We start from the raw sequence: 13,457 nt of genomic DNA, 5'->3' as shown, positions 1-13,457 counted from the left end.
TCCCCGGGGAGCGGGCCGGGGCCGGGGGCGCGTGAGGCGCCCCCGGCCCCGCGCCGTCAGCTCCCGGAGGTCTCCAGCAGCGCGCGCAGCCGGGTGGTGCGGTCCTGGCCCGGGGACCCGGCCACGGCACGGGGCAGCGCCTGGTCCACTCCGTGCACCACGGACAGATGCCGCTCACCGCGGCCGAACGCCGTGTAGACCCACGGGCGGCTCAGGCCCTGCGCCGCGTCCCCGGGGAGCACGACGACGACGGCGGGCCAGCGCATCCCCGCCGCCTGGTGGGCGCTGAGCGCCCACGCGTGCCGCACGGACGCCGCCACCCGCTCCTGCGGGACGACGACGGGGCTGCCCGCGCAGTCCAGGTGCAGCCCCTCCGCGTCGGCCGAGACCACCACCCCCGGCACCGTCCGGCCGGGCGCCGGGACATGGGCCACCCGGTCCCCCGGATCGAAGCCGGCGAAGCGGCCGGGCCCCGGGTTGAGCCGCTGCTTCAGCGCCTCGTTCAGCGCCCGTGTGCCCGCCGGACCGCCGTGCCCGACGGTGATCACCTGGGTGTCCGAGGCGGGCACCCCGAGAGCGCGCGGCACCGAGTCGGCGACCAGCTGCACCGTGCGGTGCACCGCCTCTCCCGCGTCGCGCACCGGCACGATCACGACCTCCTTGCCGGGGGCCTCCACCTGGTTCAGCTCCCCGATGCCGATACCGGAGACCAGCTCGCCGATCGGGCCCGGGTCCGGGGTCCGGGAGACCACCTGCGGGCAGGCACGGGCGGCCAGCACATCGGCGAACACCCGCCCCGCGCCGGCCGAGCCCAGCACCCCGGGGTCGCCGCTCAGCACCAGGCGGGCACCGTCGGCCAGCGACTCCACCAGCATCGCGCCGGTCTCCACGTCCAGCTGCGGGGCGTCCAGCACGACGAGCAGATCGACGCGGAGCGCGCCCTCCTCGTCCCGGCCGGGACCCTCGGCGCCGGAGAGCAGCCCGGCGAGCGTGACGGCCGCCGACGGGTCGCCGACCGCCTCGGCCAGCCGGTGCCGTCCGTCCGCGCTGTGCGTGGCGCCCAGCGCGCGCAGACCGAGGCCGGCGGCCGCGCCGATCAGGGCGGCGGGCTCGGCGCGGGCGGCCTCGCCGCCCGTGTGCGCGACGAGGGCGTGGGCCGCGGCCGCGCGGATCAGCTCGGCGGCCGAGGGGGAGGGGGCCGCGGCGGCCGCGTCCGACCAGTCGGCGTCCTTCTCCCCGGCATTGGCCAGCCGGGCGAGTCCGTCGGCCAGGCTCTCCTCCGCCAGGGCGTACCGGTCGAGGCCGAGGAGGACCTGCACGGGCCGTGCGTCGGCCGCTCCGGCCTCCTGCCCCGGCTCCTCCTCGCCGCCCTCGCCGCCCTCGCCGGCCCGGTCGTCGGCTCCGTCCTGGAAGACCAGGACGACGCCTTCGGCGACCGCGTGCTGCACGGCGGCGTCGGGGTCGCTCACGGCGCGCTCGGCGAGCGCGGCGCGCACCCGCTCCGCGTCCAGCGCGGTGTGCCCCTGGAGCGCGGCGCGCTCCAGCAGCCAGCCGACCAGGGCCGCGGTGCGCCGCTCGTCGTCGGGGCCGCAGGCGGCGCCCAGCAGGGCGCGGGCGAAGCCGTCGGCCTGCTCCGGACCGACGCCCGGCAGGGCCAGCAGCCGCCAGGGGTCGGCGCGCAGCGCCTCGTCGGCCCGCTCGCCCAGGGCGAGGGCGGCCGGGGCGGCCAGCGAGGCGGGCGCCCCGCCCTCGGCGAGCACGGCGGCCACGGCCGTGACCGTCTCCGGTGCGGCCTCCCGGGGCACGGGGACGGCCTCGGGGGCCGGGGCGCGCACCGGCGCGGGCGCGGGGACGCTGCGGCGGGCCGGTGCGGGGGCGGGGGAGTCGAAGAACGCGGCGCCGGGCTTCTCACCGCTCTCCACGGCCCGCACCGCGGCCAGCAGATCGGCCGCCGGCCCGCTCAGCTTCGCCCCCGAGTCGATCGGTCCGGCCTTCTCGGCCTTGCGCTTCTCGATCCGCTCCCGCAGCTCGCGCTGGGCGGCCAGCTCGGCCTCCGCCTCGGAGAGCCCGCCGGCCCCGTCCGCGGCACCCGGCTCCGTACCCGCGTCGGCGTCGGCGTCCGTGCCAGCGTCAGTGCCAGGGTCCGTACCCGCGTCGGCGTCCGTGCCCGGGGCCGGTTCCGTGGCGGCGTCCGCAGCCGCCCCGGTGCCGGGGGCCGTCGCCTCCTCGCCGGTGGCGGCCTCCGTCCCGGGTGCGGCGGCGGGCTCGTCGGCGACGTCGTCGTCGGCGACGGGGCCGGGGGACTCCCCCCGGGGAAGCGCAGTCACAGCGTGCTCCAGTCCTGGTCGGGATAGCGGTGCACGGGCGCCGACACATCGTCGAGCGCCTGGCAGATCTCGTCAGGAAGACTAAGCGTCTCCACTGACAATGCCTCCGCCAGCTGACGCGCGTTGCGCGCTCCTATGATCGGCGCGACCACGCCCGGCCGGTCCCGCACCCAGGCCAGCGCCACCTGGAGCGGGGTGCTGGCCAGCCCGTCGGCCGCCGTGGAGACGGCGTCGACGATGCGGCTCGCCGCGTCGTCGAGATACGGCTCGACGAAGGGGGCCAGCAGCTCGGAGGCGCCGCGCGAGTCGGCGGGGGTGCCCGTGCGGTACTTGCCGGTCAGCACGCCGCGGCCCAGCGGGGACGAGGGCAGCAGCCCCACCCCGAGGTCCAGCGCGGCCGGCAGCACCTCGCGCTCCACACCCCGCTGGAGCAGCGAGTACTCCATCTGCGTACTGGCGATCCGGGTGCGCGCGCCGGGCGCGGCGAGCTGCCAGGTCGCGGCCTTGGCCAGCTGCCATCCGCAGAAGTTCGACACGCCCGCGTACCGGGCGCGGCCGCTGGAGACGGCCAGGTCCAGGGCGTGCAGCGTCTCGTCCAGCGGGGTCTGCGGATCGAAGGCGTGCACCTGCCAGAGGTCCACGTGGTCGGTGCCGAGCCGGGCGAGCGAGGCGTCCAGGGCGGCGAGCAGATGGCCGCGCGAGGCGTCGAACCTGCGGTACGGGTCGGCGACGCTGCCGGCCTTGGTGGCGATGACCAGATCGCGCCGGGGCACCAGCCCCTCGACGAGGCGCCCCAGCAGGTATTCGGCCTCGCCCCCGCCGTACACGTCGGCGGTGTCGACGAGCGTGCCGCCCGCCTCCCAGAAGGCCTTCAGCTGCTCGGCAGCGTCGTGCTCGTCGGTGTCGCGGCCCCAGGTGAGGGTGCCGAGCCCGATCCGGGACACTCGAAGGCCGGTGCGGCCGAGATGCCTCTGCTCCATGGGCGCTGAGATTACTGGCCAGAGCCCCACGCGGAGCAGGCCTGTGGACAACCGGCGCCCGGACGGCCCCTGCCGCATCGCGGTTCCGCGCGCTAGAGTCCGGAACACAGGGACGTTACTGATCAGTAAGGGGAGCGGCTATGCGGCTCGGCATCAATCTCGGTTACTGGGGCGCCGGAATGGACGGCGACAACCTCGCCGTCGCGCAGGAGGCGGACCGGCTCGGCTACGACGTCTGCTGGGCGGCCGAGGCCTACGGCTCCGACGCGCCGACCGTGCTCTCCTGGGTCGCCGCGCAGACCGAGTCCATCGACGTCGGCTCCGCGATCATGCAGATCCCGGCCCGCCAGCCCGCCATGACGGCGATGACGGCGGCCACCCTCGACTCCCTCTCCGGCGGCCGCTTCCGCCTCGGCCTCGGCGTCTCGGGCCCGCAGGTCTCCGAGGGCTGGTACGGCGTCACCTTCGACAAGCCGCTCGCCCGCACCCGGGAGTACGTCGAGATCGTCCGCAAGGCGATGAGCCGCGAGCGGCTGTCGTACGAGGGGCAGCACTGGACGCTCCCGCTGCCGGGCGGTCCGGGCAAGCCGCTCAAGCTGACCGTCCACCCCGAGCGCGAGCACATCCCGCTCTACATCGCCGCCATCGGCCCGAAGAACCTGGAGCAGACCGGCGAGATCGCCGACGGCGCCCTGCTGATCTTCCCGTCCGCCGAGCACCTGGAGGAGACCGCGATCAGCCCCCTGCGGGCGGGCCGGGAGAAGGCCGGGAAGACGATGGAGGGCTTCGACGTCTGCCCGACCGTCCCGCTCGCCGTCGGCGACGACATCCACGGCCTCGCGGACATGTTCCGTCCCTACACCGCGCTGTACGTCGGCGGCATGGGCAGCGCCAAGCAGAACTTCTACAACCGGCTCGCCCAGCGCATGGGGTACGAGAAGGAGGCCGCCGAGATCCAGGAGAAGTACCTCTCCGGGGACAAGAACGGCGCCGCCGCGGCCGTCCCGCACCAGCTGATCGACCAGACCACGCTGCTCGGACCGGTGGAGCGCATCGCCGAGCGCATGCAGGCGTACGCGGAGGTGGGGGTCACGACGCTGACGCTGGCCCCGGCCGGGTTCACGCTCGACGAGCGGATCGCCGCGCTGCGGGCCGGCACGGACGCGCTGGAGAGCGCCGGGCTCGCCTGACGTCGTTGAGGGTCTTCCGTCCGGACCGTGCCGGGCTCGCGCCCGGTCCGGACGGAAGACCCTGCGGCCGCGGTGGGGGCTCGGGGGTCTTCCCCGCCACGGCCGTCACGGGGAACAACGGCGTCGCGGACGCGGGGTTACGGGCAGTGCGGAAACGATTTGCCCGGGGTGGCGCGGGGGTCCGGCCCTGCCCGTTCGGCCCAGTCGGGGGCCGCTCGTGTTGCCCGCCGGAGCGGAGCGCATTTGACTGGCGCTCGGCGGACGGCCGGTACGGAGGTGGCAGCGATGCTCTCGGCAAAGAACCTGTTCCAGGAGATCCTCGACGACGACGAGTCGTTCCGGTTGTTCTGTTCGATCGCGGCCAGCGGGGAGTCCCAGGGCGGCTGGGAGAACGGCCGCATCGCGGCCCTCGTGCCCGAGAGCCAGCGCGCCCTGGCCCCCAGGATCACCCGGCACGGAGCCGACGAGGACAAGCACGGCCGGATCTTCAACGCCCTGCTCAAGAAGCGCGGGCTCACCCCGGCCGAGGTCCCCGGCGACACCGACTACACCATGCTCCTGGAGCGCCACGGCATCGGACTGGCCCACGCGCGGCTGGGCCGGGAGGAACCCCTCTCCGAGCGCGACATCATCACCTACCTCGCGCACAGCCGGGTGACCGAGCAGCGGGCCTCCGAGCAGATGCGGCTGCTGCGCAAGTACTTCGCCGACCACCCCGACCTGGGCCGCGCGGTGAAGATGATCTCCAACGACGAGGACAACCACCTCGCCTACTGCCACGAGGAACTGCTCCGCTTCGCGGCGGCCGGCCACGGCCGGACCATCCAGCGGATCCTGCGCGAGTGCGCGCTCGCCGAGATCCGCGTCTACCGCGACGTCAGCCTCGCCGTGATGGACCACATGGGCCGCATCCTCGGCTGGTCCCGCGCCAGGGCCGCGGTGCTCGCCGCCGGGATCCACGCCGTGTACGCGTACGAACGGGCCGTCGGCTGGCGGCGCATGGTCAGCCTGGCGCCCCCCGAGCGGCGCGACGCGCTGGGCGGGCCCGCCGTCCCGGCGCCCGAGTTCGCCTGAGCGCCGCCCCGGGACCGGTGGCGGCGCGCGGTCTCAGAGCCAGCCGCGGCGCTTGAACTGGCGGTAGAGCCCGAGGACCGCGCCCGCCATCAGCAGCACCACCGCCGGATAGGCCCAGATCCAGTCCAGCTCCGGCATGTGCCGGAAGTTCATCCCGTAGATCCCCGCGACCATCGTCGGCACGGCGGCCATCGCCGCCCAGGCCGAGATCTTGCGCATGTCGTCGTTCTGCCGCACCCCCATCTGCGCGAGATGTGCGGACAGGATGTCGGACAGCAGCCGGTCCAGCCCCTCCACCTGCTCGTTGGCGCGCGTCAGATGGTCCTGGACATCACGGAAGAACGGCTGCGACCGCGCGGGGACGAAGGGCACGCCCGCGCTCGCCAGCCGCGCCATCGGAGCGGCCAGCGGGACCGCCGCCCGGCGGAACTCCAGCACCTGGCGCTTGAAGGTGTAGATGCGGGCCGCGGTGTTCTTCGCGTCCCCGGAACCGCTCGGGGCGAAGACCTGGGTCTCCAGCTCCTCCAGGTCGACCTGGAGTTCGCCCGCCACATCGATGTAGTGGTCCACGATCGCGTCGCTGATCGCGTACAGCACCGCCGTCGGACCGTGCCGGAGCACCTCCGGCTCCGCCTCCAGCCGCCGGCGCACCGCGGCCAGCGGCGCCCCCTCGCCGTGCCGGACCGTCACCACGAACGAGTCGCCGATGAAGATCATCAGCTCGTCCGCGCTCACCGAGTCGCTCTCGTGGTCGTAGACGATCGGTTTGATCACCGCGAACAGCGAGTCGTCGTACACCTCCAGCTTGGGCCGCTGGTGGGCCGAGAGGGCGTCCTCCACCGCCAGCGGATGCAGCCCGAACTCACTGCTGACCCGGTCGAACTCCTTCTCCGTGGGCTCGTGCAGACCGATCCACAGGAACGCGTCCCCGCTCGCCCGCGCCTCGTCCAGGGCGTCGGAGAAGTCGTCGGGGCCGGCCGTACGGCGGCCCTCCCGGTAGATGGCGCAGTCCACGATCACGCGCGCATTCTCCCCCGCCCCGGTCCGCCGCGCACCCTCTGCGGCGCCCCGGCCTACGCTGGCGGGTATGCCCACCCTGATCCTCGTACGCCACGGACGCTCCACCGCCAACACCTCCGGGCTGCTCGCCGGCCGCACCCCCGGGGTCGCGCTCGACGAGCGCGGCGCCGCCCAGGCCGCCGCCCTGCCCGGACGCCTGGCGGCCCTGCCCCTCGCCGCCGCCGTGAGCAGCCCCCTCCAGCGCTGCCGCGAGACGCTCGCCCCCCTGCTCGCCGCCCGGCCGGAACTGGCCTCGCACACCGAGGAGCGGATCAACGAGTGCGACTACGGCGACTGGTCGGGGCGGAAACTCGCCGAACTCAACGACGAACCGCTCATGAAGGTCGTGCAGCAGCACCCCTCCGCCGCCGCGTTCCCGGGCGGCGAGTCGATGCGGGCGATGCAGGCCCGCGCCGTCGACGCGGTCCGCGACTGGAACGCCCGGATCGAGGCGGAGCACGGGGAGAACGCCGCATATGTGATGTGCTCCCACGGCGACATCATCAAGTCCCTCGTCGCCGACGCGCTCGGACTGCACCTGGACCTCTTCCAGCGCATCCACGCCGACCCCTGCTCGGTCACCGCGATCCGCTACACCGGGCTGCGGCCGTTCCTGCTGCGGCTCGGCGACACCGGTGACCTGGCCGGCCTCGCGCCCCGCGAGCCCGGCCCCGACGCCGGCGCGGGGGCGGGCGGCGAGGGCCATGCGGCGGTCGGCGGCGGCGCTGGGGCGCCGTGATCGCTCCGCGCAGTAGGGTGGACGCGCCGTAGGCGCCCCGGGGCCGGTCCGCGAGGACTCTCCCCGGGCCCCGGCCGACCCTCATCCGCGCTCAATTCTCAAGGGAGACAGGACGTGTCCCGTCAGGTGTTCCTGTACGACCCCCCGGACCGTTTCGTGGCCGGCACGGTCGGGCTGCCTGGACGCCGTACGTTCTTCCTGCAGGCATCCTCAGGCGGACGTGTCACCAGCGTGGCCCTGGAGAAGACCCAGGTCGCCGCGCTCGCCGAGCGGGTCGACGAACTGCTCGACGAGGTGGTGCGGCGCACCGGGGGGAACTCGCCGGTCCCGGCCGTCGCCCCGATGGACGTCACCGACACCGCCCCGCTCGACGTGCCCGTCGAGGAGGAGTTCCGCGTCGGCACCATGGCGCTCGCCTGGGACGGCGAGGAACAGCGCATGATCGTCGAGGCGCAGGCCCTCGTCGAGCTGGACGCGGACTCCGTCGAGGACCTGGCGGAGGCCGAGGAGCGACTGCTCCAGGACGAGGAGAACGGGCCCCCGATGCTCCGGGTCCGGCTCAGCGGCGCACAGGCCAGGGCGTTCGCCAAGCGCGCCCTCGACGTCGTGAACGCCGGCCGCCCGCCGTGCCCCCTGTGCAGCCTGCCGCTCGATCCGGAAGGACACGTATGCCCGCGCCAGAACGGATACCGTCGCGGAGCCTGAGCGGCTCCGGGGCGCTCGCCCTCCTCGGCGAGGGACGGCTCACCGTCCTCGGCCAGGTCCGCGGGGCGTCCAACGCGGTCCTGTACTGCTCGGTCGCCCTGGACGGCGAGGAGGCCACCTGCGTCTACAAGCCGGTGGCGGGCGAACAGCCGCTCTGGGACTTCCCCGACGGCACCCTCGCCCAGCGCGAGGTCGCCGCGTACGAGATCTCCGAGGCGACCGGCTGGGGCCTGGTCCCGCCCACCGTGCTGCGCGAGGGACCGTACGGGCAGGGCATGTGCCAGCTCTGGATCGAGCCGGCCCCGCAGGAGGACGACGCACCCGGGCTGCTCGCGCTCGTCGAGGACGAGGAGCCGGGGCCCGGCTGGAAGGCCGTGGTCCGCGCCGAGGTGGGGGAGGGGCGCACCGCGCTGCTCGTGCACGCGGACGACGACCGGCTGCGCCGGCTCGCGGTGTTCGACGCGGTGATCAACAACGGCGACCGCAAGGGTGGCCATCTGCTGCCCGCCCCGGACGGCCGGCTCTACGGCATCGACCACGGGGTGAGCCTCCACACCGAGGACAAGCTGCGCACCCTGCTCTGGGGCTGGGCCGGGGAGCCGCTGACCGCGGAGGCCACCGAGGTGCTGGACCGGCTGGCCGGCCGGCTGGAGCCCGGGGAGCCGCTGGTCACCCGGCTGGCCGAACTCGTCACACCGGCCGAGACCGAGGCGCTGCGGGCCCGGGTGGCCGCGCTGCGCGCCTCCGGACTGCACCGCGTGCCGAGCGGTGAGTGGCCCTCCATCCCCTGGCCGCCGCTGTGACGGGCGCCCCGCGGGGCCCGCGCGGCCACTGAGGCGTACGGGAGGCAGGCACGTTCCGTCCCGGGACGCAAGAGTGCCTCTTCGGACAGGATCCCCCCTCCGGTTCGTATCCGGAAGGGGCGTCCGGTTACGCTCGTGGCATGCATGCCTGGCCCGCTTCTGAGGTCCCCGCCCTGCCCGGCAAGGGCCGCGACCTTCGGATCCACGACACCGCGACCGGCGGACGGATCACCCTTGACCCCGGTCCCGTCGCCCGCATCTACGTCTGCGGCATCACGCCGTACGACGCGACCCACATGGGTCATGCGGCGACCTACAACGCGTTCGACCTCGTACAGCGCGTGTGGCTCGACACCAAGCGGCAGGTCCACTACGTCCAGAACGTGACCGACGTGGACGATCCGCTGCTGGAGCGGGCCGTGCGCGACGGGGAGGACTGGACCGAGCTCGCCGAGCGCGAGACGGCCCTGTTCCGCGAGGACATGACCGCCCTGCGCATGCTTCCGCCGAAGCACTACATCGGAGCCGTCGAGGCGATACCCGGCATCGTGCCGCTCGTCGAACGGCTCCGTGACGCGGGCGCCGCCTACGAACTCGACGGGGACGTGTACTTCTCCGTCGACACCGACCCCCACTTCGGCGAGGTCTCGAACCTCGACGCCGAGGCGATGCGCCTGCTCTCCGCCGAACGCGGCGGCGACCCGGAGCGCCCCGGCAAGAAGAACCCGCTCGACCCGATGCTCTGGATGGCCGCCCGCGAGGGCGAGCCCAGCTGGGACGGCGGCTCCCTCGGCGCCGGACGGCCCGGCTGGCACATCGAGTGCGTGGCCATCGCCCTGGACCATCTGGGCATGGGCTTCGACGTCCAGGGCGGCGGCTCCGACCTGGCCTTCCCGCACCACGAGATGGGCGCCTCGCACGCCCAGGTGCTGACCGGCGAGCACCCCTTCGCCCAGGCGTACGTGCACGCCGGCATGGTCGGCCTGGACGGCGAGAAGATGTCCAAGTCCCGGGGCAACCTGGTCTTCGTCTCGGCGCTGCGCCGCGACGGCGTGGACCCGGCGGCGATCCGTCTGGCCCTGCTCTCCCACCACTACCGCTCCGACTGGGAGTGGACCGACCAGGTGCTCGCCGACGCCGTGGCGCGGCTCGCCCGCTGGCGCGCGGCGGTCTCGCGCCCCGACGGACTGCCGGCCGACGCGCTCGTCGAGGAGGTCCGCGCGGCGCTCGCCGACGACCTGGACGCACCGGCCGCGCTGGCCGCCGTCGACCGCTGGGCCGAGCGTCAGACCGCCGGGGGCGGGGACGACGAGGGCGCGCCCGGTCTCGTCTCGCGCGCCGTCGACGCCCTGCTCGGTGTCGCGCTGTAACCATCCGCCCCGTCAATCCCCTTCACCGGCCCCGGACTTCTTGACGGAGTTCGGGGCCGGTTCCGTTTTGTCCATGGTCAATTGCTTGATGCTGCGCTAAAAGCGCTCTATGCAATCATCAACGCGCATCAGAGGAGCAGTAGTTGCCACGCTGCTGGGTCTGCTCGCGGCACTCCCGGGGCCGGGCGGCGCCCAGGCCGCCGAGCCGCCGGACCCGGCCGCCACGACCGTCGGCGCCGTCACCGGGTTCACCGCCGACGGGCCCGTCTACCGGCTGAGCGCCGGAGCCGCGCGGGCCCGGGTCAGCTTCGTCTCCGAGGAGACCTTCCGGATCGAACTCGCCCCGGACGGCACGTTCGAGGACCCGGCCGGCGACGCCATCGTGATGCCGCAGGGGACCCCGCCCCGGACCCGGTGGAGAGAGCGGGGCGACCGCTACGAGCTGTCGACCGGCAAGGTCACGCTGCGTGCCTACAAGTCGCCGCTGCGCTTCGCCCTGTACCGGGCCGACGGCACCCGTGTCTGGTCCGAGTCCAAGGGCCTCAGCTGGGACGCCGAGCAGACCACCCAGACCCTGGCCCGGGGCGCCGACGAGCAGTTCTGGGGCGCCGGCATGCAGAACGGCCGGGGCAACACCTCGCACCGCGACAAGACCGTCGAGGTGGGCGTCGACTACGACTGGGACGACGGGGGCCACCCCAACTCGGTGCCCTTCTACGTCTCCTCGGCCGGCTACGGCGTCTTCCGCAACACCTTCGCGCCCGGCACCTACGCCTTCAACGACCCGGTGACCACCAGCGAGAAGGAACAGCGCTTCGACGCCTACTACTTCGCGGGCGACGCCAAGGACGTCATCGGGCAGTACACGAAGCTCACCGGCAAGCCCTTCCTGCCGCCCGTGTACGGGATGGAGATCGGCGACGCCGACTGCTACCTGCACAACGCCAACCGGGGCGAGCGCCACACCCTGGACGCGCTGAAGGTCGCCGACGGCTACGTCGAGAACGACATGCCGAACGGCTGGATGCTCGTCAACGACGGCTACGGCTGCGGCTACGAGGACCTGGCCGAGACCGCCAAGGGCCTCCAGGACCGCGGCATGCAGGCCGGACTGTGGACCGAGGACGGCATCGACAAGCTCGCCGACCAGGTGAAGGCCGGCCAGCGCGTCGCCAAACTGGACGTGGCCTGGGTCGGCGCGGGCTACGAGTTCGCCCTCGACGGCTGCAAGGACGCCTACCGGGGCATCGAGGCCAACAGCGACGCCCGCGGCTTCACCTACGCCCCCGAGAGCTGGGCCGGGGCCCAGCGCTGCGGGGTCCAGTGGTCCGGCGACCAGTACGGCACCTGGGACTACATCCGCTGGCAGATCCCGACCTACGCGGGCGCCACCATGTCCGGTCTCGCCTACACCACGGGCGACGTCGACGGCATCTTCGGCGGCAGCGCCAAGACGTACACCCGTGACCTCCAGTGGAAGATGTTCCTGGGGACCACGATGACCATGGACGGCTGGGCCGCCAGCGACAAGCAGCCCTTCCGTTACGGAGAGCCGTACACCTCCATCAACCGCGACTACCTCAAGCTCAAGGAGTCGCTGCTGCCCTACCAGTACTCCTACGCCCACGAGGCGACGAAGACCGGCGTCGGCATGGTCCGGCCCCTCGTCCTGGAGTACCCGGACGACCCGAAGGCCGCGACCGACGCCGCGAAGTACGAGTTCCTGTCGGGCGAGGACTTCCTCGTCGCCCCGGTCTACGAGGACAGCACCGAGCGCGACGGCATCTACCTGCCCGAGGGCACCTGGACCGACTACTGGAGCGGCCGGACCTACCGGGGACCGGTCACCCTCGACGACTACAGCGCCCCGCTCGACACCCTGCCGCTGTTCGTCAGGGGCGGCGCCGCCGTGCCGATGTGGCCGGGCATCCGCTCGTACACCGACCGCACCGCCTCCTCCCCGCTCGCCTGGGACGTCTACCCGCAGGGCCGTTCCTCGTTCACGCTGTACGAGGACGACGGCGTGACGCGCGAGCACCGCGACGGCGCCTACGCCACCCAGACCGCCGAGGTCCGGGCGCCCGCCCGGGGCTCCGGCGACGTGACCGTGGACATCGGCGCGAGCAGGGGGACGTTCGACGGCAAGCAGCGCAGCCGCCCGTACGAGTTCACCGTGCACACCGGCTCGGAGCCGAGCGCGGTCCTGCTGAAGGGCAGGCTGCCCCGGCTCACCTCCGCCGCCGCGTACGCGAAGGCGGAGCAGGGGTGGTTCTACGACCGCGACGACCGGGGCGGTGTGGTCGAGGTCAAGACCGCGGCGCTGCCCACGGACCGCGCGTTCTCCCTGAAGCTGAAGAACGCGAGTGCGGTCGGCGGCCGGAACGCCGACGCCGCGGCCACCGTCTCCGCCCCGCGCGGCCAGGAGACCGGCGCGGGCGCCGCGGGCACCGTCGCCGTCGACATCACCGCGGGCCGGGCGGATGTGACGGACGCCTCCGTCACCCTCGACGTCCCCGAGGGCTGGCGGGCGGTCCCCGCCGCACCCGTGGAGCGGATACCGGCGGGCACCACCCGTCGCGTCGAGGTGGAGGTCACCCCGGCGAAGGACGCCGGGGCCGGGGAGGCGCGGCTCACCGCCCTCGCGCGCTACCGCTCGGCGGGCGAGACCCGCACCGCCACGGAACGCCTCGCGGTCTCCGTCATGCCGGCGCCGCCGACGGGCGGGACCTGGGCGAGCGACATGGAGTGGCTGAACGCGGCCAACGGCTACGGCCCCGCCGAACGCGACCGCAGCAACGGCGAATCGGGCGCCGCCGACGGCCATCCGCTCACCCTCGCCGGGAAGGTCTACGAGAAGGGGATCGGCACCCACGCCGACTCCGACATCGAGCTCTACCTCGGCGGCCGCTGCTCGGCCTTCACCGCCGACGTCGGGATCGACGACGAGATCAACGGCTACGGGGAGGTCGCCTTCTCCGTCGAGGCGGACGGCAAGGTGCTCTGGACCTCGCCGAAACTGACGGGGGCCTCGGACACCGTGCCCGTCGACGTGGCCCTCGACGGGGCCCGGCACGTCCGGCTGAAGGTCACGGACACCAACGGGTCCAAGACCGGTGACCACGGCGACTGGGCCGCGGCGCGCTTCACCTGTTCCTGAGCGAAGGCCGGGGAAGGGGGGAGCCGGGCGGGTGCGCACCCGCCCGGCTCCGC

At 73.9% G+C, this 13,457-nt stretch carries 10 protein-coding genes; 7 read left to right on the top strand and 3 right to left on the bottom strand.

All coding sequences use genetic code 11. The features are described 5' to 3' along the window. Positions 1-56: 56 nt before the first annotated feature. Together ACZ4FH_RS25395 and ACZ4FH_RS25390 are read right to left on the bottom strand one after the other, a co-directional pair. Positions 57-2,327: a helix-hairpin-helix domain-containing protein gene (locus ACZ4FH_RS25395; protein ID WP_467307629.1), complete on the bottom strand. Its 2,271-nt coding sequence runs from the start codon at positions 2,325-2,327 to the stop codon at positions 57-59. Next, complete coding sequence (locus ACZ4FH_RS25390) at positions 2,324-3,307, bottom strand: aldo/keto reductase (RefSeq protein ID WP_383650116.1); 984 nt, start codon at positions 3,305-3,307, stop codon at positions 2,324-2,326. The genes ACZ4FH_RS25395 and ACZ4FH_RS25390 overlap by 4 nt, the downstream gene beginning before the upstream one ends. A gap of 140 nt (positions 3,308-3,447) precedes the next feature. Between ACZ4FH_RS25390 and ACZ4FH_RS25385 the strand changes: the two genes are divergently transcribed. After that, complete coding sequence (locus tag ACZ4FH_RS25385) at positions 3,448-4,497, top strand: LLM class F420-dependent oxidoreductase (protein ID WP_467307627.1); 1,050 nt, start codon at positions 3,448-3,450, stop codon at positions 4,495-4,497. A 285-nt stretch (positions 4,498-4,782) separates the two neighbouring features. After that, complete coding sequence (locus ACZ4FH_RS25380; RefSeq protein WP_467307625.1) at positions 4,783-5,571, top strand: ferritin-like domain-containing protein; 789 nt, start codon at positions 4,783-4,785, stop codon at positions 5,569-5,571. A gap of 33 nt (positions 5,572-5,604) precedes the next feature. Here the strand turns inward: ACZ4FH_RS25380 and corA are convergent, their stop codons facing one another. Beyond that, positions 5,605-6,591, bottom strand: coding sequence for a magnesium/cobalt transporter CorA (gene corA, locus ACZ4FH_RS25375; protein WP_467307623.1), 987 nt, complete (start codon positions 6,589-6,591; stop codon positions 5,605-5,607). A 67-nt stretch (positions 6,592-6,658) separates the two neighbouring features. Here corA and ACZ4FH_RS25370 point away from each other — a divergent pair, with 67 nt between their 5' ends. The 5 genes from ACZ4FH_RS25370 to ACZ4FH_RS25350 all read left to right on the top strand — a co-directional run bounded on the left by ACZ4FH_RS25370 (position 6,659) and on the right by ACZ4FH_RS25350 (position 13,404). Beyond that, positions 6,659-7,369: a histidine phosphatase family protein gene (locus ACZ4FH_RS25370; protein WP_467307622.1), complete on the top strand. Its 711-nt coding sequence runs from the start codon at positions 6,659-6,661 to the stop codon at positions 7,367-7,369. 114 nt (positions 7,370-7,483) lie between these two features. Then, the gene (locus ACZ4FH_RS25365) at positions 7,484-8,074 is read left to right on the top strand and encodes a DUF3090 domain-containing protein (RefSeq protein WP_020207450.1); all 591 of its coding nucleotides are present in this window, start codon (positions 7,484-7,486) and stop codon (positions 8,072-8,074) included. After that, positions 8,038-8,877, top strand: a complete 840-nt coding sequence (locus tag ACZ4FH_RS25360; protein WP_467307619.1) for an SCO1664 family protein — start codon at positions 8,038-8,040, stop codon at positions 8,875-8,877. The genes ACZ4FH_RS25365 and ACZ4FH_RS25360 overlap by 37 nt, the downstream gene beginning before the upstream one ends. A 140-nt stretch (positions 8,878-9,017) precedes the next feature. Further along, positions 9,018-10,247, top strand: a complete 1,230-nt coding sequence (mshC, locus tag ACZ4FH_RS25355) for a cysteine--1-D-myo-inosityl 2-amino-2-deoxy-alpha-D-glucopyranoside ligase (RefSeq protein ID WP_467307617.1) — start codon at positions 9,018-9,020, stop codon at positions 10,245-10,247. Between the two features lie 109 nt (positions 10,248-10,356). Beyond that, the gene (locus tag ACZ4FH_RS25350; RefSeq protein WP_467307615.1) at positions 10,357-13,404 is read left to right on the top strand and encodes an NPCBM/NEW2 domain-containing protein; all 3,048 of its coding nucleotides are present in this window, start codon (positions 10,357-10,359) and stop codon (positions 13,402-13,404) included. Positions 13,405-13,457 lie beyond the last annotated feature (53 nt).

This window comes from Streptomyces sp. NPDC024555 (genome assembly GCF_055559335.1).
Note: the sequence above shows the minus strand (reverse complement) of the source record. Positions and strands in the feature narration are given on the sequence as shown.

Coding starts and splice junctions, on each gene's coding strand:
- ACZ4FH_RS25360 (WP_467307619.1), top strand. CDS start 8,038: ATGCCCGCGCCAGAACGGATACCGTCGCGGAGCCTGAGCGGCTCCGGG.
- ACZ4FH_RS25350 (WP_467307615.1), top strand. CDS start 10,357: ATGCAATCATCAACGCGCATCAGAGGAGCAGTAGTTGCCACGCTGCTG.
- ACZ4FH_RS25380 (WP_467307625.1), top strand. CDS start 4,783: ATGCTCTCGGCAAAGAACCTGTTCCAGGAGATCCTCGACGACGACGAG.
- ACZ4FH_RS25390 (WP_383650116.1), bottom strand. CDS start 3,307: ATGGAGCAGAGGCATCTCGGCCGCACCGGCCTTCGAGTGTCCCGGATC.
- mshC (WP_467307617.1), top strand. CDS start 9,018: ATGCATGCCTGGCCCGCTTCTGAGGTCCCCGCCCTGCCCGGCAAGGGC.
- ACZ4FH_RS25385 (WP_467307627.1), top strand. CDS start 3,448: ATGCGGCTCGGCATCAATCTCGGTTACTGGGGCGCCGGAATGGACGGC.
- ACZ4FH_RS25370 (WP_467307622.1), top strand. CDS start 6,659: ATGCCCACCCTGATCCTCGTACGCCACGGACGCTCCACCGCCAACACC.